Genomic DNA, 18,939 nt, shown 5'->3' on the forward strand with positions numbered 1-18,939 from the left:
CTAATCTTTCAATGAAAGCAATTGTGTAAGCGTTTCTGTCCAGCCCTCAGGGCCAAGTTTTGTGCTGGTATATACGTTATCTTTTTTATCCAGTGGGGGAGGCTCATGGGTGGGTGACGCGATGCGCACGGCAATATCGGCAGCTTCCATCATGGCGATGTCATTTTTGCCATCGCCTAATGCAATAGACGTTGCAGTAACCGCCGATTGACGCCGATACTCCTCCATAAACCAGCTTAGTGCCTTACCTTTAGTACAGTCTCCGGAAATATGGATGAAACGCCCGCCTTCCAGCGGAGTTGCGCCACGTTCTCTGACTGACTCGATAAACTCGGCTTTGCGAATATCACTACCAAGCCACATTACCGGTTCGCCAAATTGGCGTTTGGCTGCTAAGCGGGCTTCATCCTCGCTCAAACCGGTGGCAGCCATTAAATCTTCGGTGCTCATTTCGCTAAAATGAGTAAATTCACCCGCAAAATCTGCTTTAACGATTTCAAGTAATTTTAACCAGTAGCCCTTTGACGAAATAAAGGACTTACACCAAAAACCGTCCTGCCAGATGGTACCTGCCGGTTTTTGTTTAAAAAATCCGTGTGGAATATAAGCAGCTGCACCGTTCTCCACCACGAATGGGCCGTTCAAACCGATCTTTTCCCGTAGCTCGGTCATCTCTGCAAAGGTTTTACTGGTATTGGGTATCACCGGTACTCCGCGTGCCGAAAGAGCATCCAGCGTGGGCTGAGCGGCGGCAAAACTATAGGTATGGTGATCCAGCAACGTGCCGTCCATGTCAGTAAAGATCACAGTACTTGATTGATCCATTAAACAGCCTTTTCTACATGAGTGATTTGACGGGTTTCGTCCAGATGGTAAACGTAATTACACTGCGGCGGCAATGTTTCCAGACTTTGTTCTGTTAAGCGTTGATAATGCTGTATAAACCGTTCGATTTCCAGGTCGGTCATAATGCCACTGTGCGCTTCAGATGAACCCAGTTTAGCAGCCAGTTTGTGTTCCTGCTCTTTTCGCCAGTTATATACCTGATCAAAAGAGGGCGCTTTCAGCATTACCCAAAAAGACATTTGTTCAAACAGGGCCTGGTAAGAATCCGCCAACTGTTTGTTAACGTAATTGCGCCAGGTGCCAAGTGGATCTTCATCATGCTCCAGTGCGTTAACCGGTTCCGCCAGCTTAGCTTTGGTTTGCGGTTTTACGCCCCAACACCAGCCCTCTACCAGTACTATGTCTGGTGGTGAGTGGATAACCGGCCACTCAACTACCGGAAATGGGTTGTCAATGGCTTTATTAAAACGTGGAATCGAGACAGTGCCATAGCCTCGTAAGCGGTCGAATGTCGTTTGCGCCAGTGATACATCGTGGGTGCCGGGTACGCCCCGGGTAGCCAGTAACGGGTGCACTTTTATAGCCAGCGCATTGCGGCTTGATTTATCCAGATAAAAATCATCCAGCGATAACGACACCACATTGAGCTTTTTAAACTCGCTCAGATAAAACACTAAAAAGTCGCACAGCGTTGATTTTCCCGAGCCTTGGCAACCATTAACACCAACGAAGAATGGCTTCTTTGCACTATCTTGGTGCTCATGGATTTCATCTGCCAATGGGATGAACCATTTTTGTGCAATGTCGCGGTAGCTCTCTGGAAGTTGATGCGCCGCAAGAAATGTAGAAATGTCCATAAAGCTGCCTTAGTTATTGATGATTCGCACAGCATACTTGTAATTTAGTTACAACATTTGTGCCAATTCAGTCGATAATTACTGCTTAACGATCCCTTTTGGTTATGATTGCACAAAAAGCGATCGAATGCAGGTGTCAGCATGCTTTAAGAAGCGGTTTATCCCTTATTCGCTATAATCACAGCCCGTTTAGGGGCGGGGTAACCCTCAATCGTTTTAGAAGGGTCATCCGGGTCAAGAAAATCCACCAGGGAATGATTAGTCATCCAACGGGTAGCGCGCTGCTCTTCGGTGCTGGTGACGCACTCATCCACCACCTGGCAGTCGTTAAAGCCGAGCCGCTGCAACCACACTAACAATGCTTTTGAGCTGGGCAGGAACCAGACATTGCGCATTTGCGCGTAACGCTCGCCCGCCATCAATACGGTTTGTTCGTCACCATCAACCACAAGGGTTTCCAGTACTAGCTGGCCGCCTTTGCGTAATTGTGACTTAAGTTGTTGTAAAAACTCCATGGGGTCACGGCGGTGATAAAGCACGCCCATCGAAAATACCGTATCGAATGCGCCAACCGGCTGCATGTGTTCAATGCCCAATGGTAAAAAGTGCACGGGTGCCTGGCCGATAAAATGCTTAATCGCTAAGAACTGAATAAGAAACAACTGAGTAGGGTCAATACCGTAAACACCGGCGGCGCCTTCGCCATACATGCGCCACAAATGGTATCCACTGCCGCAGCCTACATCCAGAACCTGTCTGCCGGTCAGTGGTGCCAGATGAGGTAAAACCCGATCCCACTTCCAGTCGGAACGCCACTCAGTATCAATGTGAATGCCGTGAACGTAATAAGGTCCTTTACGCCATGGCATAAACTGGCGGAGTAATCCTTCGATCTGTTTTTGAGTGTAGGTATCGATGTCTGATGCTGCACCTATGGTGACAGACTCTTTAAAGTCGAGTGTACTGGCCTCAGTGGCTGGCAATTTGGCGATCAGCTTTTGCCACTTTTTAAACTCACCGTGCAGCGCCGTGCTGTGCCACTCGTCCATTTGTCGGGGCAGGGTATTGAGCCAGTGTGACAAAGGCCCGTTAAGCAGGTCTTTATAACAGCTGTGAAAGAGTTCAGTTGCAGACATAGATAGTTAACCCGGGTTATTTAATTGCCACCAGTGACATAAAGTTAAAACAGCGATACCACATTACCACATCCGCAAAGCCGGCTTCTTTGAGCCTTGCCTGATGAATATCAAAGGTGTCGATAAGCATGACATTTTCCAGTGCCGCCCGTTTCTGGCTGATCTCAAGCTCGCTATAACCGTTCTGGCGTTTAAACTGCAGATGCAAATCATTGATCACATCGTTGCCGCGGTCATCATCGTGGCGAATTTTTTCGGAGATAACAAAAATGCCGCCCGGCAGCAGGCCGTCGTAGATTTGCTTAATAATAGCAGTGCGTTCTGGCGGGGGAATAAACTGCAGGGTAAAATTCATCACCGCCATAGACGCATTAGTAATGTCTTCTGATTGCGCAAACCCCTGTTTTACCGTGATTGGGTTGGGCAACTGAAAGGCTTCAACTTTGCGCTGACAACGTTCAACCATGGCCGCTGAGCTGTCGACGGCAATAATATTGCAGTGGTCTTCGGGGCAATGGCGTGACACCGAAAATGACGCGGCGCCTAAAGAACAGCCCAGATCATACACATTAGTATTCGCTTTTACGTGGCTGGCTGCCAGCTGACCTATGGTTTCGATAATGGTTTGGTAACCGGGAATAGAGCGGCTAATCATGTCGGGAAATACATCCGCAACGGCATCATCAAACTGAAAATCACTAACCTGTTTTAAAGGTGTAGCAAACAGATTGTCTTTATTCGACACGATAAATTCTTCTTCAGTAGCAGTTTGGGCGGCAATTTTACCCGGTGGCAGCAGAAAACCAAGTCTGTATATAAAAAAATTCGGTAATACGGCATTCTTTACTTCAATCGTTTAATCTTTAGTATTAACCTATACCTATTGATAATAATGATAGCCACCGAGGCACCGATTTAATGAAGTTTATAATTGCCGACGATCATCCGCTTTTCAGGGAAGCTTTATCAGGCGCGTTAACCCCGCTATTTGAAGGACTGGAAGTTCTTGAAGCTGAATCGACGGGTGCATTGATTGAACTCTTGGCTCGTAACAATGATGCTGATCTATTGCTACTGGATTTATCCATGCCGGGCGCCAACTGGTTCGAAACGCTCACTACGGTGAAAGAACGTTATCCGGCATTACCTATTGTGATGGTTTCGGCCAATGATGATATCGATGTTATTTCACAGGCAATCACCCTGGGCGCAAAAGGTTACATCACTAAAGCCACGCCAACGAAAACCATTGCTGAAGCCATTGATATCGTGCTAAGCGGTGAACAGTGGCTGCCGGCCGATATTGCCGAAAAAATGACGTTCAACAGCGGCAACATGAATGACATGCTCGAGCGCTTCAAAGAACTCACCCCTAAGCAGGTATTAGTGCTGAAGTATGTGCGTGCAGGCATGATGAACAAACAAATAGCGCACGAAATGAATGTTACCGAGGCTACGGTAAAAGCGCATATCAGTGCGGCACTTAAAAAACTGGATATCAATACCCGCACGCAAGCGGTGCTGTTGATGGACAAGCTGCAAATTAACTGATCCACTGTGATAGACCCGCGGCTTCCTCTGGTGGATATCCACCGTCACCTCGACGGTAATATCCGCCCGGAAACAATATGGGAACTTGCCACCAGGCATAACATTGCACTCCCCGCCAAAGATCTCGACGAACTTCGCCCGCTGTGCCAGATTCAGAATAAAACCGCCGACTTGCTGGCGTTTCTGGCACGCCTCGATTACGGCATTTCCGTACTTGCAGATACCGACGCCTGTTACCGCATTGCTTACGAAAATATGCAGGATGCTAAGCGGGCCGGGCTCGACTACGTAGAGTTAAGATTTTCCCCTTTCTATATGGCCCAATCACATCAGTTAAACGTAGCGGATGTGGTGGAAGCGACCATAGCAGGTTGCGCCGACGGCAGTCGCGATTTTGCGATTAAGCATAATTTAATCGGTATCCTGAGTCGTACTTTTGGTACAGATGCCTGCACCTTGGAGCTCAACGGTTTGCTTGCTCACAAAGACCATATTACGGCACTGGATCTAGCCGGCGATGAGCTGGGTTACCCCGCACCAATGTTTACCGAACACTTTAAAAAAGCCCGGGATGCCGGGTGGCAGATTACGGTACATGCCGGAGAAGCCGATGGCCCGCAAAGTATCTGGAACGCCATTGAGCTGCTCGGTGCCAGCCGGATAGGGCACTGTGTGGCAGCTAAACACGATGACAAGCTGCTTGAATATCTGGTGGAGCACAACATTGGCGTGGAAAGTTGCCCAACGTCTAATTACCAGACCGCGACCGTGGTGGATACCGCCAACCATCCTATGAAAGCCTTTTTAGAAATGGGCGTAGAGGTTACGCTAAACACCGATGACCCGGGCGTATCGGCCATTGATATCAGTAATGAATACCAGGTAGCCAAAGACGTTATTCAACTGACTGATGAGCAACTCAGGCAAATCCAGATTAACGGTGTTAACCAGTCCTTTATCTCCGCCACAGAAAAGCAGCAATTATTTGAAATAGCTCTGCAGCGTTAACCCTTGGTGACGATTTTTTAGCGGTGGAAATATAACTAAAGCCGTTATGTTTATGCATCCGGAAAGACGTCTGAATAGGTAAACAGGTTTAAAAAAAGCACCCGAAGGTGCCTTTTTGATTTTCAGCCCTAAACCACCTACTTCAGTAGGTGGTCATCATTCGTGGTAGTGCTTGGCCCGTATCTATAAGTCAGCAAATAAGGGTGTCTATAGATTGTTGTCGGAGTCGCCGACCGCGACCAAAGGGTGTTGTGCGACCCGGTGACCGGGAACCACTCTGGACTCCCCGCAGCCCTTATCAGTGAAAAACGTCATAGTCCCTGACAGAACAAACTAGACCGTCAATGACGGCACTTCCATGTGCCGCATCGACTGAATCCTCATCCATGATGATTCTTCTAGTTTGTTATGTCTGCCAGTGACAATGACAACACTGAAGAAGGGCACAATTATTGTCCTTTCTTCGATTTAAATAGAGCCCCCTTTTAGGGGGTTAATGTAAAGCCACCTTCTTTAGAAGGTGGATTCTCTACAAGTTAAACGCCGCGCTATCTAATAGCGGCAACCAGTTCTTCGGGATCAAAATCATCAACAGCGATAATCTTAGCGCGGCCTTTTTCGGTGCGCTTGAGCAGCTCTGCTTCCGCTTCGCTGATCAGATCCTTTGCCAGGGCTTCGTCGGCCAGTTTATCTAGCTGAGTAAAGCTGCGCTTTTCACCCAGAGCACGGCAAATATTGTCGAACACCGGCTCTGCTGCCAGTACGTCTTCCAGCGTTTGCTCCAGCTCTCCCGGCAGGCTGCCAGGCTCACGGGTGAGGTACTGGCCCTGTCCAAGGCGGGTTCTGGCTGTGCCGGGTTGCTGCAGCAATCTGGCAATTGCATGCTCAGTGGCATCATTGGGCTTGGATACCCGGTGGCCAAAGGGGATCAGTTTTAACTTTAATACCAGTCCCAGCCACTTAATCGGGAAGTTATCCAGGAAGTCCATCAGTGCGGTTTCCAGGTTATAAATCAGATCCTGCATGGCCCAGTGGAGGAGCGGCAGATCTTCATGCTGGCGGCCTTCTTCGTCGAAACGTTTCAGGGTCGCACTGGCCAGGTAAATGTAGCTTAACAGGTCGCCAAGGCGTGCTGATAAACGTTCACGACGTTTGAGTGTGCCGCCCAGAATGCCCATGGATAAGTCGGTTAGCAGCGCCAGGTTAGCACTGTAGCCTTGCAGCAGTTGATAATAGCGGGCGGTGCTGTCTTTAAACGGTGACTGGTGGAAGTAACCGCCAGTCAGCGTAAACCAGATGCTGCGGTAAGCATTGGCAAGCGCAAAGCCAATATGGCCAAATACTGCTTTATCGAATGCCTTTATTGCTTCCTGTTCATCAGACAGTGCAGCGGCCTTAATTTCGTCCAGCACAAAGGGGTGACAACGCATGGCACCCTGTCCAAAAATCATCATGTTACGGGTCAGGATGTTAGCGCCTTCTACCGTGATAGAAATAGGCATACCCTGATAACCACGGCCAAGGTAATTATTTGGCCCAAGCATAATACCTTTACCACCATGTACATCCATGGCGTCATTCACGGCAACTCGCGAACGCTCCGTAAGGTGATATTTACAAATGGCCGAAATAACCGAGGGCTTTTCACCCAGATCAACGCCCACGGTTGAGAAGCGGGTTACCGCATCCATCATGTAAGCATTACCGCCAATGCGGGCGAGCATCTCTTCCACGCCTTCCATATGCCCAATAGGGAGTTTGAACTGGCGTCTGATACGCGCATAGGCGCCGGTAGACATCGCGCAGGATTTGGCGCCGCCAGCAGAAGTTGAGGGCAGGGTAATACAGCGGCCTACCGACAAACACTCCATCAGCATCCGCCAGCCTTTACCGGCCATGTCTGCGCCACCAATGATGTAATCCAGCGGTACAAAAATATCGTTACCCCGCACCGGTCCGTTCTGGAATGGCGTATTAAGCGGGAAGTGGCGTCGGCCAACATCCAGCCCTTTGGTATCGTGGGGAATCAACGCGCAGGTGATGCCCAGCTCTTTCTTGCTGCCTAACAGACCATCGGGATCATAAAGTTTAAAGGCCAGGCCAATCACCGTGGCAACTGGTGCCAGGGTAATGTAACGCTTGTCGAAAGTGAGGCGCATGCCGAGCACTTCTTCACCTTCCCATTCGCCTTTGCACACAATGCCCTGATCAGGGATTGCACCGGCATCAGAGCCCGCTTCCGGGCTGGTTAAGGCAAAGCAGGGGATCTCATCGCCACTGGCCAGGCGCGGCAAATAATGATTTTTCTGCGCTTCGGTACCGTAATGCTGAAGGAGTTCACCCGGCCCTAACGAGTTAGGCACCCCAACCGTACTAGAGAGCACAGCGCTGGTGCCGGCAAGCTTTTGAATAACACGTGACTGGGCAAACGCAGAAAACTCCAGACCACCGTATTCTTTTTTGATGATCATGGCGAAGAACTTGTGTTCTTTCAGGTAAGCCCAGACCTCCGGTGGCAAATCGGCGTCTTTATGATTAACCTGCCATTCGTCAATCATGCTACAGACTTTGTCTACCGGTCCGTCGAGAAATGCCTGTTCTTCTGGAGTCAGGCGACCCATGGGAATGGCATGCAGTTTCTGCCAGTCAGGGCGGCCGGAGAAGATCTCGCCGTCCCACCACACGGTACCGGCATCGATGGCTTCCTGCTCGGTGGTTGACATCTCCGGCATGACCTTGCGATAAAAGGCCAGCATCGGCTTGGTGAGGTAAGGGATACGGATGGATGGCACCGCAAAAGGGGCCATAACAACAATAAACACGAGCCAGCTAAGTAGCCCTAAAGAACCAAAAATAGTACCAATTAACAGTACGCCGCCTGCAACAATAATGGCATTCATTAAAGGCAGGCGTTGATAGGCGGCCACACACAGTGACAGTATTACCAGTAACACCCAAATAAAATCAGACATTTGTTCTCCTCGTCCAAGTACTCTGTTTTTGAGGTCTGACCAGATATCTTAAAGCTATCCTCGCTGCGGCGAAAAATCAAGTTATAGTACGATGCCAACTGGCTATGGCAGTGTCATTAAATAATGACGAATGGCATGACAAGCTAGAATATCCGTAAGGTATGAAGGTGGCATGCGTTATGGCATGCCACTAAAAGGTTAATCGCTGCGTTTGGTAGAAAAGGCTTTCAAGCGTAAGTCGCCTTGTTCGTCACCGTCTTTAAATTGCTGTAAACGCACCAGCTGGTAGTTTAAGTCCGGCGCAAACCAGGCCAGTGTATAGCGGCTTTTCGACTCGCGCACGATTTCTACTTTAATGGCTTCAATTTTACCATAGGGTAAATCAACGGTTTCTTTACCGAGTACGCGCATACCGTAATGGCGCTGCTGGCCACGGTAATTAATAAAATCATAGCTTAAGCTTTCTATCCCACGGGATAGCCGGATAGGGGCATCAAGGCGGTACAGCTGGTTGTCCAGTTCGCCCTGCCAGGGCAGCGAGTAAGCTTCGTCATCTTTGTCAATTTGGATCTGCCCGCCATCATCGCCAGGAAATTCTACTTTCAGGCTTTTGTCCGGGCCGGTACCGGTGCGTGAGTAGTTGTACTGCTGCGGCACCAGGTGATCGCCCTCAACCATAAATATGGAGTGTTCAAAGCGTTTATCCGACAGGAAGAATTTTGAGACTTTAGACTGATAGGTCAGTGAATAAAGACCTTCGGATAATTCTTCCAGTGATATTTTGGCGGAGCCCAGATTATCGTCCCATTTGTAAGCATAATAAACGGCTTCAAAGGGGGTGATTAGATTGGTGGAGTCTGATGGAGTGGTGTCGGCCAGAGCCGACACGCATAATAAGCCTGACAGGAGCGCCAGGGCCAGAGATTTAGTCGTTCGCGTAACCGTTGTCCGGAAGAACTTTACCATCTAATAATGCCTTATTGTTGTTCATTTTAAGCCGGTCACTGCAATACCAGTGAACCACTAGCGGGTAAATACTACGTTCCTGCTCCTGCACCCGTTGGGCGAGGGCATCGGCGTTATCATCTTCAAACACCGGGACTTTACATTGAATGATGACAGGCCCGCCGTCAAGCTCGGGCGTCACAAAATGAACACTCAGGCCGTGTTCATCGTCACCATTATCCAGTGCACGCTGATGAGTATTTAACCCTTTGTACTTGGGCAACAAAGATGGGTGAATGTTCAATAGGCGGCCGCTAAAATGTTCGACAAACTCACTGGTGAGAATGCGCATAAAGCCGGCCAGCACAACGCAATCAGGCTGATAGCTGTCCAGGGTGGTCAGTAAAGCCTGATCATAGGTTTCGCGGTCTTCGTACTGTTTGTGATCCAAACAGATGGCTTCGATGCCCGCATTGCGGGCTCGTTCCAGACCATATGCGTCAGGGCGGTTAGAGATAACACAGGCAATATTCGCATTGATTTTGCCGGCCTCTACCCAGTCGATAATGGCCTGCAGGTTAGAGCCATTACCCGATATCATGACGCAAATGTTAGGTGTTGTACTCATGTGACTAATTGATCTCAACCTGGTTTTCGCCGTCCAGATCGGCAATTTCACCTAACAGCCAGGCTTTTTCACCGGCGTCGTTTAGCACCGCCAGGGCCACATCCACATCCTGCTCGTCTACTACCAGGATAAGGCCAACACCGCAGTTAAAGGTACGGTACATTTCGTGAGTTTCTACATTGCCGTTATCCTGTAACCAGTTGAATACCGAAGGCCATTGCCAGCTGTTGGCATCTACGACGGCTTTTTTGTCGTCAGGCAATACGCGCGGGATATTTTCCCAGAAACCGCCACCGGTGATGTGTGAGATGGCTGCAACTTTCACGCTGTCGAGTAACTTAAGTACCGATTTTACGTAAATGCGTGTTGGAGCTAGCAGCTGGTCAATAACCGGAGAGCCGTTGAGGTCGGCGTTAACATCGGCACCACTGACTTCGATAATTTTACGGATTAACGAGTAACCATTAGAGTGTGGGCCGGATGAGCCCAGCGCCAGAATTTTCTGACCCGCTTTAACCGTGCTGCCATCAATCACATCATCGGCTTCTACCACACCAACACAGAAACCCGCGATATCGTAATCGTCACCATGATACATGCCGGGCATTTCTGCCGTTTCGCCACCAATCAGGGCACAACCAGCTTGTTCACAACCGGTGCCAATGCCCGATACCACCGCTGCAGCCGTATCGACATTCAGTTTACCTGTAGCGTAGTAGTCGAGGAAAAACAGCGGTTCGGCGCCCTGAACTATCAGGTCGTTTACGCACATCGCAACCAGATCGATGCCCACGCTGTCGTGACGCTCAAAGTCCATGGCTAAGCGTAACTTGGTACCAACACCATCTGTACCAGACACCAACAGCGGATTTTTGTATTTTTCCGGCAGTGAACACAGTGCACCAAAACCACCTAAACCACCGCGTACTTCGGGGCGGTGAGTGCGTTTGGTAACGGACTTGATACGTTCAACGAGTTGGTTTCCAGCGTCGATATCGACACCGGCATCTTTATAACTTAATGATGTATTATTTTCAGACACGGGTAAGCCTTGTTGCATGGACTGGTTTGAATGCGCGGATTCTACCAGTATCCGGGGGTAAGTCCAACGTGTATGCAGGGTTTACCTGGTAAATTGCACCAATGTTTAATCTCGAGTCTGTATAAAATGTCGCCAGTCAGTTTGCTTATTGGTTACCAGAACGCAGATAAGCCAATAATTAAGATGAAAAACGTGTTTAAATAGATAACAATAAACCGCCCGAAGGGCGTGCACCTTTATTGCGATTAACATGGAGTTTGCGAAGCTTTTGCCCGTAGCAGAATTACTTAATTTACCGAGAAAACTCTCGCAGTTGACGGCCGCCATTACCTTACTGGTAGGTAGTGCCTGGCTCGGCATGGCCCACGCCAGTTCCACTGTTGAACTCGGTACCGGCAAGGTATCGGTAGACAACAAGTCCAGCCGCGCACTCAGCAACGGCACCCGCGCCGCGCTTGAACAGTTGCTGGTAAAAATCACCGGGCAACAGGATATCAGTGATTATCAAACCGTTGATGCCATTCGCCGTAATGCCAACCGTTATCTGCGGGCTTACCGCTTTACCGAAGAACAGGGCGAGTTGTTCTTAGTTGCAGAATTCGACCGCGAACTTATTGAAACCGAACTGGTTAAGCAAGGCTTGCCTATCTGGGGAAGCCGACGCCCGGATGCATTGTTATGGCTCGCCATCGAAGATGCCGACGGTGAGCGCCGTATTGTCGACGACGGCAATCAGAGTGAACTGGCAAGGATGACCCGTCGCCAGGCCGAAACCCGCGGCGTGCCTTTAGCCTTACCGCTGATGGATCTGGACGACACGCTTACCATTAATGGCTACGACGTGTGGGGCTTGTTTCCCGAACAGCTCGTTAATGCAGCCAGTCGCTATAACGTAGATTACGTGCTGGCCGCGCGGCTATATCCAAACCGCACACGCGAAATTGTATATCGCGAACCAGAACGCCCGGTATCCACCCGGTTTATTCCTGAACCTTTTAATGTGCCTGCACTGCGAGTCAATGAATTCGGCGAGGTTATCCTACCCTTACCGGCGGAAATGGACGCAATTGAAATGTCTTGGGTAGAAAAAGAATCTGCCAGCGGACCGGTGTTTACCCAGGAAGAGTTTTCCACGGTTGCCGCGCGTGCTAAAAAAGGCCGCTATTCATTGGATTATTTGTATCTGGCCGCCAATCAGGGCGCTTATCAGATCACCCACGACACGCTTATCGGCGATGAACCCGAAGCGCTGCTAACCACTTTTATTAACGACTACGCTAATTACCTCGGTCAGAACTTTTCGATTTTACCTACCGATGGTAATGCCGCGCAGGCAATTGAAATTTCAGTAGGTAATCTGTCGAGCCTGGCGGGTGTGGTTGCGGTACAAAACTATTTAAAGAACCTTAGCGTGACCGACAAAGTCATGCTGGTTAAACAGCAGGGGATGGTGAGTACGTTCCGCCTTAATCTGCTGGGTACTGAGCAGGACCTGCGCTCAGTGTTATCACTCGATAGCCAGTTACAGCCGTTGACCGATGCCTTTGGTCAGCCTCTGAAAGGCATGCATTACTTCTGGAGTCAGTAGCCATGCAGCTGCCCTTACCGGTTACGCTTCCTGATGACGAGACCTTCGACAGCTTTATTTCCGGCGGGAATGATGAGGTGGTGTCGTTATTAAGTTGTGTGGCCAGCCATTCGCCCGACTGGCGTGGCGAACCGGCTCTGGCATTACTGGATGCGGCATCCATTCCACTTATTAATCTGGTAGGCAGTTCCGGGCGTGGTAAAAGCCATTTGCTTTACGCCACGTGCCATCAGCTGGCGGCCCGGGAAATTCCCCATGCCTATGTGAATTTTACGGATGTGGTTAATTTATCGCCCAAGCTGCTCGAAGCGCTCGAACAATTGCCGGTGATTTGTCTGGATAATCTGGAAGCCATTGCCGGCCATGCAGCATGGGAAGAAGCAGTGTTTGATCTGATTAACCGCGTAAGCGAAACGCGTATTGGCCTGTTGATTGTGGCAGCGCAGTCTGGTCCGAATGCCAGTAATGTGCGGCTGCCGGACCTGCGTTCGCGTATCAGTGCCGGATTAACTTACCAGTTAGTATCGCTTAATGATGAACAGCGCGGTGAAGTGTTAAGCTCGCGGGCACAGCAGCGGGGGTTATCCTTGTCGGCCCAGGCGCTGCATTACTTGCTCAACCACAGTCAGCGGGATCTGCCAAGTTTAATGGCGCTGCTCGACCGACTCGACCAGCGCTCATTACAAGAGCAAAAGAAAATCTCAGTCGCTCTGGTTAAACGAGAGCTGGCTGAGGACACGGATCCCTCCGCGTCTTAATATCTCAGGTGATTATCCCAGTGCCTCATTTGCAGGGCCGGGCGATAAGACTTGTCTGAATCCTCCAAACGCAATGGTGAAACCCGTTGCGAATTGGTCAGTGACTCAAAATCAAACCAAGACGTATTGGCCCGCAGTTGAATGGTGGCCGGTAATTCCGCCTGGATCTGCGCCACATTCAGGTTCGGTAATACCCGTTCTACCGTGAAAGCCGCTCTGGCCTGCAGGGTATCCTGATTTATGCGGTTGCGCTGGCCCCAGGTGATTAGGGCATCGGGATTGTTATTGTTGCCAATGACGCCCACATCGGCACTAACTCCCAAACGATGCAGCATCATAAACCGTTCAAATAAGGTCGCATAATCCTCACGCTCGGTATAGTAAGCGTAAAACGCCGGTGCGGTATCAGCACTGAATTCATCGGCTGCCTCGCTTGCGGTGTAATTGCGTTGCGCGGTGGTGGCTGTTTCGCCGCCAAAGGAGACATCTGCCAGTGCGTCCAGCACTGACGAGTTCAACGGATACTGGTTGTAGAGTAAAGTAGACTGAGGTGCATTGTTCTGGAAGAAACTAAGTGGCGTTTGTGAATCGGCAATGCTGGCCCAGGACATCGGCGGGAAGAAGTCATTGGCGTGGGCCAACTCATGGTACATCAACCAGGACAGGGCCGCTTCCAGCTGATCCAGGTTACGGCTGTTGCGGCTGCTTGCAGCCAGCGAAGCCTGTGGATAGTAATAGCTGTCGTTTTTAACGTAGCGCCAGTATATACCAAACTGTAAATCACTCCCAAAATCACTGCGGTAGTCAGGCGCTGTATTTAACGTATCCCGCTCCTCGGGCGTTCGCCAGAAGTTGCGGGCATCAAGGTAAATAGCGCCGGTACGGACCCAGTAGAAAGAGGGGCGCACGTCGTAGGAAATAACCACTGCCGTAACACCGCGCAGCAAACTCAGCATATCTTCTGAGGTAGCGGAATTTTGCAGGAACTCAGCAAAACGATCGCCCATCCACGGGTGCGACACCAGCGTTTTATTCAAAATGGTTTCTATGGTGGGGTTACTGGTTCGCATGCCTATTAATGGCAATTCATTGAAAATGCAGCTGTTAACCAACAGATTGGTGTACACACACTCTTTTAACCCATCCGCCCAGGGCGTATCGGCCCGATAAGGAATGAGATCGGTAGTAAGATACATATCGTTCTACGTGAAAATACCATTACTGTCTACCGGCGCATCGTTAATCCCTACTAATACGGTATCAGTAGCGGTGGTGCCATCATCAAAAGTCAGGGTCACAGAAAATTCCATGACTTCGTCTTTAGTGACTTCCGGCGCAGCAAAAAATGCACTTTGTAGTGGTCCGCCGGTGCTGTCCTCCTGATACACAATGTCTTCGGCCTCTGGCCCGGCAAGTTGCTTCCATTGGGCATCAGTAATAATTTTGCTGGTAGGTGAGTCAACTCGCAGAGATACCCGGCCGCGCTCGGTTGCCATATGGTCGAGGCGAATGTTGGCCTGGTTTTCCTCTGCTGATGCTTCGGCATTAAGGGTGAAACTTAACGAACGCTGCTGACCATTGGTGGTAGCTGCTGTTACAGTAAATTCATAGCTGCCGCTGGCTGGAATATCAAAGCCAACGGCCTGGGTATGAGCTGCCAGTAAATCAACCGTAGGGCCGCTGGTTTGCTGCCAGTCAATAGTGTCGAGGGATTGGCTATCGTTGCTTAATACAACAAATCCAACCGATGCGCCGACGCTGGCATTCAGCTCGCCAAACAGGCGCAGGTTATCTGCAGTGAGGGCCGGTTCGACTGCCGTGAATCCAGGCGTTGGAGTACCGGGTGTTGGGGTTACGGTGCTGCCACCGCTATCGCCACCACCGCCACAACCACCGATCAGTAACGCAGCCGATAATGCAGCAGCGGTGCGGGTGGTTAAGAACGCTTTGAAAACCTCTCGCATTCCTCTTTCATCTCCTCTTTAAGCTTTTTCAGCCCCAGGCCCAGCTCCCGGCCCCGTAAACGGGCAAACACGCTGCAGCCGGTAAACATGCCGACCACCAGCACAACTTCCACTGCGGCCAGCCAACGTTCGCTGTCGACGGCGTAAAATACAGTGAGTCCGTGTAGTAAATAGTACAACGCAATAAAATTCGCCCAGGCATGGGTGTAAGGCTTAGCCTTGATGATGCCATGCAACGGCAATAATAAGGGTAAAACGTACAACAGAAAGATAAAGGCCAGTGAATACTGCTGGTCAGTTGTTAAAAAAAGTTGCCACACAGAGATCCAGACAAGTAAGCCAAGATGGCTGGCCAGGGCTAAAACGCGAAACCGTTGTGTCTTTGCTGACATAGGGATCATACTGCATTACCTTTTTCTGTGTTCATTGATGCCAGCGCGCTGGCCAGTTGTGCCAGTCGCTTGCCCTGGGCGTGGCAGAGCTGCTTTTCTTCGCTGCTTAATGTGGTGACATTATTGGCCGCCAGGTGCGTTACACCATAGGGCGTACCGCCGGTTGTGGTGTTGTGAAGTGCCGGTTCAGAATACGGCAAACCTGCGATCACCATACCGTGGTGAATCAGTGGCAGCATCATCGACAACAATGTCGACTCCTGACCACCGTGCATGCTTGATGTGGAGGTAAACACGCAGGCGGGTTTGTTGATCAGCGCACCGTTTAACCACAGTCCACTGGTAGAATCGAGAAAGTGTTTTACCGGCGCGGCCATATTACCAAAGCGGGTAGGGCTGCCAAGCGCCAGCGCGCTGCAACCGGTTAAATCGTCGAGGGTGACAAAAGGCGGGCCGGCCGCCGGGTCGTCGGGTTGCTCTGCACCCGGATCCGATGAGATAGGCGGTACAGTGCGAATCTTCGCCGTCGCGCCGCCTGCCTCAACGCCCACACCAATAGCCCTGGCCAGTTGTTCTGTGCCACCGTGACGGCTGTAGTACAGGATCAGTACCGGTGCCATTATCAGAGAATGTCCAGTACGGCTTCCGGTGGGCGACCAATGCGGGCTTTATCACCGTTAATGACTACCGGGCGTTCCAGCAGTTTCGGGTATTCTGCCATGGCCGCAAACCGCTGTTCATCGGTAACGTCGGCGCCATTGAGGCCAGCTTCTTTATATTCTGCTTCTTTTACCCGCATCATTTTTTTCACGTCGTCCAGGCCGAGTTTCGCGAACAGGGATTTTAACTCAGCTTCACTTAATGGCTCTTTTAAATATTCGACCACGTCGGCTGCAATGCCTTTTTCTTCGAGGAGTTTTAGCGTTTCACGGCTTTTTGAACAACGCGGGTTATGCAGTATTTTTATTTCAGACATAGTGTTCTACTTATTCATTGTGTTGTTATGATAGCGCCAGTTGTTGTACTTACGGTTATCGGGTTGAACAGATTGAAAATTGTCGCAGATTATAAACGAATTACACAACAACGTGGATCTTTCCGTGTTGTTATTATGGTGTTGGTTGGTTTGCTGGCGCTGGCGGGCGGTATTGCCCTGAGAAGCCTGCAGCCTTTAACTGTTAACACGGTTCAGGGCCAGCCTTTCAACTGGCAGAGCGAGCAGTGGACCGTGGTCAACTTTTTTGCTGAATGGTGTCAGCCTTGCCTGCGGGAAATTCCCGAACTCAACCACGTTTATAATGACCAACAATTCAGAGTGCTGGGTGTAAGCTTTGACGAACTCGATAACGAAGCGCTTAGTGGGGTTGTAGCACGACAAAGTATCCGCTTTCCGGTAGTTATAAGCGAGGCGGTAGCGGATTTACCGGTATCCATGCCCATTGTGTTGCCCACTACCTATATTGTCTCTCCCGCCGGTGAGGTAACCATGACCATTCGCGGTGAAGTAACGCAACAGAAGCTGCAAAAAGCCATTAAACAGGCCCAATCAGAACTGCTTTAGCTTTTCCTGTTCGTCTCTGAATTGCTGGATCCGTGCCCGGATCCGCTGTTTTTCCAGGTGATCGTCACCAGTATAGTTGTACGCATGTTGCAATTCGTCGATAGCGTTAGGATACGCACCATACAGAGCAAGTAATTCAGCCTTGCTCTGATGCATGCCCTTGTAAGACTTTTCCGCCTTATAAGCATTACTCAACAGCTGATAAGCCAGTTGATCGTGGGGGTGAACCAGCAAATAATCACGGATAAGCTCAATGGCAGCGTCATTGTTGTCACTGGCCATGTAGGCATTGGCCAGGTTAAGCACTACCACGCTGTTACGCGGTTTATGCTCCAGCTCTTTTTGCAGCATAGTAATGGCTTCATCCGCTTTACCCATGGCCAGCGCAATGTCGGTGGCCAAATCAACGTAAAACAGATTGCCGGGCGTTCTGGCCAGTAACTGATCGTTGATTTGTTTGGCTTTGAGGTTTTCCTCGTTAGCCAGGTAGGCAATGGCAAGACCATAAAGGCCGGCGTCGCGAATGGCAAAGGTGTCATTTTCTACAACCGCTTTAAAGTGTTCCAGTGCGTAGTCTGGTTCAAACTGATAACGGGCCAGCAAGCGGGCCTTGGCCAGATTAAACGACAAGCTGGGGCGCAGTCTCACGTCCGGATAGCGGCGCATGCGGTTGCGGGCATCGGCAATCCGTTTTTCGGTTAGAGGGTGGGTGAGTAACCGTTCGGGTGGTCTGGAACTGGTGCGGTACTCCTCGGCCATTTTACCAAAAAAGGTCGAGGCAGCTTTCGGGTCGAAACCGGCCTGATACAAAATATCAATACCAATGCGGTCGGCTTCCTGCTCATTAGAGCGGGTGTAATCAATGTTCAACTGACTGGCCATTGCCGAGGAGGTTTGCATGGCGGCAATACCGGCTTCCGGGTTAGCCATGGCCAGCAGGATACTGCCTAACATAGAGGCAATCTGTAACGGTGAACTGCGCTGTTGCGATAATGCTCTGCGGGCCAGATGGCGCTGGGTAACGTGAGTTACCTCGTGGGCGAGCACGGAGGCTACCTCACTTTCTGTATCAGCCCGGGTAATAATGCCGGAATGCACGCCAACGTGGCCGCCATAAAAAGCAAATGCATTCATTACGCTGTTGTTGATAATAAAAAACTCAAAGGGGAATTTGGTGTTTTCGGCCTGTAGTACCAGTCGGTTACCCAAATCCTGAATGTATTCGGTGAGAACCGGATCGTCAATGACCGGAGCCTGGCCACGCATTTGCCGCATAATGGCATCACCAACCAGCATTTCTTTATCCAGAGTAAGGACTTCTGACGCTACCACGCCGATATCTGGCAGCGTGTTTTTATCGCTACCGATTGACTGGCCAACAGAGGAAACCGGCAACAAAGCCGAAGCTATGCCCATCGACACACCCAGGATACCGGATCGAAAAAATTGTCTCATTTTCCCTCAAATAAAGCCTGATACTGCTATATATACGACAATCTGACAGCATTCAGTTCCCTGAATTTAATAATATATTTCAGATTACACCCTTTTAATGCCATTGCTTGCTTGCATGCCTGGCAAGGCAAAACAGCAATGGTGCAGATGGTCTGATCACACCACATGGTGGGTTTGGGTGCAAGTTCTATGCGTTACAATTCAAGTGTTTGTCGGTATAGTAACGCTCTTTATTG

The 18,939-nt window shown here is 50.1% G+C and carries 19 protein-coding genes; 5 read left to right on the plus strand and 14 right to left on the minus strand.

Annotated elements, in window-relative coordinates; genetic code table 11:
- The 4 genes from AC566Q_RS11470 to cmoA all read right to left on the minus strand — a co-directional run bounded on the left by AC566Q_RS11470 (position 1) and on the right by cmoA (position 3,584).
- Entirely contained in the window at positions 1-825 is an 825-nt protein-coding gene (locus AC566Q_RS11470) for an HAD-IIB family hydrolase (RefSeq protein ID WP_499616788.1), read from the minus strand.
- The gene (locus AC566Q_RS11475) at positions 825-1,703 is read right to left on the minus strand and encodes a kinase (RefSeq protein ID WP_105933226.1); all 879 of its coding nucleotides are present in this window, start codon (positions 1,701-1,703) and stop codon (positions 825-827) included. Before AC566Q_RS11475 ends, AC566Q_RS11470 begins: the two co-directional genes overlap by 1 nt.
- A 158-nt stretch (positions 1,704-1,861) precedes the next feature.
- Positions 1,862-2,839, minus strand: coding sequence for a tRNA 5-methoxyuridine(34)/uridine 5-oxyacetic acid(34) synthase CmoB (gene cmoB / locus AC566Q_RS11480; RefSeq protein WP_499616791.1), 978 nt, complete (start codon positions 2,837-2,839; stop codon positions 1,862-1,864).
- Positions 2,840-2,855: 16 nt separating this feature from the next.
- Positions 2,856-3,584 (minus strand): carboxy-S-adenosyl-L-methionine synthase CmoA, encoded by a 729-nt coding sequence (gene cmoA, locus AC566Q_RS11485; RefSeq protein WP_499616793.1) that lies wholly within the window; start codon positions 3,582-3,584, stop codon positions 2,856-2,858.
- A 173-nt stretch (positions 3,585-3,757) separates the two neighbouring features.
- Here cmoA and AC566Q_RS11490 point away from each other — a divergent pair, with 173 nt between their 5' ends.
- Both AC566Q_RS11490 and add read left to right on the plus strand, forming a co-directional pair.
- On the plus strand, positions 3,758-4,390 hold the full coding sequence (locus tag AC566Q_RS11490) for a response regulator transcription factor (protein ID WP_499616796.1): 633 nt from the start codon (positions 3,758-3,760) through the stop codon (positions 4,388-4,390).
- Between the two features lie 6 nt (positions 4,391-4,396).
- On the plus strand, positions 4,397-5,398 hold the full coding sequence (gene add / locus AC566Q_RS11495) for an adenosine deaminase (protein ID WP_499616798.1): 1,002 nt from the start codon (positions 4,397-4,399) through the stop codon (positions 5,396-5,398).
- A 548-nt stretch (positions 5,399-5,946) separates the two neighbouring features.
- Here add and fadE read toward each other — a convergent pair.
- The 4 genes from fadE to purM all read right to left on the minus strand — a co-directional run bounded on the left by fadE (position 5,947) and on the right by purM (position 10,985).
- Positions 5,947-8,370 carry an acyl-CoA dehydrogenase FadE gene (gene fadE, locus AC566Q_RS11500; RefSeq protein WP_499616801.1) on the minus strand — a complete coding sequence of 808 codons (2,424 nt, stop codon included), beginning with the start codon at positions 8,368-8,370 and terminating at the stop codon, positions 5,947-5,949.
- A 198-nt stretch (positions 8,371-8,568) separates the two neighbouring features.
- Positions 8,569-9,336, minus strand: coding sequence for a DUF3108 domain-containing protein (locus AC566Q_RS11505; RefSeq protein ID WP_499616804.1), 768 nt, complete (start codon positions 9,334-9,336; stop codon positions 8,569-8,571).
- On the minus strand, positions 9,296-9,943 hold the full coding sequence (gene purN, locus AC566Q_RS11510) for a phosphoribosylglycinamide formyltransferase (RefSeq protein WP_499616807.1): 648 nt from the start codon (positions 9,941-9,943) through the stop codon (positions 9,296-9,298). Before purN ends, AC566Q_RS11505 begins: the two co-directional genes overlap by 41 nt.
- Before the next feature lie 4 nt (positions 9,944-9,947).
- Complete coding sequence (gene purM, locus AC566Q_RS11515; RefSeq protein WP_499616810.1) at positions 9,948-10,985, minus strand: phosphoribosylformylglycinamidine cyclo-ligase; 1,038 nt, start codon at positions 10,983-10,985, stop codon at positions 9,948-9,950.
- Positions 10,986-11,298: 313 nt separating this feature from the next.
- Between purM and AC566Q_RS11520 the strand changes: the two genes are divergently transcribed.
- Positions 11,299-12,573, plus strand: coding sequence for a DUF2066 domain-containing protein (locus tag AC566Q_RS11520; protein WP_499616813.1), 1,275 nt, complete (start codon positions 11,299-11,301; stop codon positions 12,571-12,573).
- Positions 12,574-12,575: 2 nt separating this feature from the next.
- Positions 12,576-13,331, plus strand: a complete 756-nt coding sequence (gene hda / locus AC566Q_RS11525; protein ID WP_123323651.1) for a DnaA regulatory inactivator Hda — start codon at positions 12,576-12,578, stop codon at positions 13,329-13,331.
- On the opposite strand, the gene AC566Q_RS11530 is transcribed toward hda, so the two are convergent.
- From AC566Q_RS11530 to arsC, 5 genes are read right to left on the minus strand one after another with little or no spacing between them, the layout of a single operon-like run.
- Positions 13,328-14,527 carry a hypothetical protein gene (locus AC566Q_RS11530; RefSeq protein WP_499616816.1) on the minus strand — a complete coding sequence of 400 codons (1,200 nt, stop codon included), beginning with the start codon at positions 14,525-14,527 and terminating at the stop codon, positions 13,328-13,330. The two genes, hda and AC566Q_RS11530, sit on opposite strands and share 4 nt — an antisense overlap.
- Before the next feature lie 6 nt (positions 14,528-14,533).
- The gene (locus AC566Q_RS11535) at positions 14,534-15,295 is read right to left on the minus strand and encodes a hypothetical protein (RefSeq protein ID WP_499616819.1); all 762 of its coding nucleotides are present in this window, start codon (positions 15,293-15,295) and stop codon (positions 14,534-14,536) included.
- Positions 15,268-15,687, minus strand: coding sequence for a DUF2069 domain-containing protein (locus AC566Q_RS11540; protein WP_499617486.1), 420 nt, complete (start codon positions 15,685-15,687; stop codon positions 15,268-15,270). Before AC566Q_RS11540 ends, AC566Q_RS11535 begins: the two co-directional genes overlap by 28 nt.
- Positions 15,688-15,692: 5 nt before the next feature.
- Positions 15,693-16,307 (minus strand): NAD(P)H:quinone oxidoreductase, encoded by a 615-nt coding sequence (gene wrbA, locus AC566Q_RS11545; RefSeq protein WP_499616822.1) that lies wholly within the window; start codon positions 16,305-16,307, stop codon positions 15,693-15,695.
- A 2-nt stretch (positions 16,308-16,309) separates the two neighbouring features.
- Positions 16,310-16,663, minus strand: a complete 354-nt coding sequence (gene arsC, locus AC566Q_RS11550) for an arsenate reductase (glutaredoxin) (protein WP_499616825.1) — start codon at positions 16,661-16,663, stop codon at positions 16,310-16,312.
- Positions 16,664-16,735: 72 nt separating this feature from the next.
- Between arsC and AC566Q_RS11555 the strand changes: the two genes are divergently transcribed.
- Positions 16,736-17,248, plus strand: a complete 513-nt coding sequence (locus tag AC566Q_RS11555) for a TlpA family protein disulfide reductase (protein WP_499616828.1) — start codon at positions 16,736-16,738, stop codon at positions 17,246-17,248.
- Here the strand turns inward: AC566Q_RS11555 and bepA are convergent.
- On the minus strand, positions 17,234-18,703 hold the full coding sequence (gene bepA / locus AC566Q_RS11560) for a beta-barrel assembly-enhancing protease (protein ID WP_105933241.1): 1,470 nt from the start codon (positions 18,701-18,703) through the stop codon (positions 17,234-17,236). The genes AC566Q_RS11555 and bepA overlap by 15 nt on opposite strands.
- Positions 18,704-18,939 lie beyond the last annotated feature (236 nt).

This window comes from Alteromonas sp. H02 (assembly GCF_059682525.1).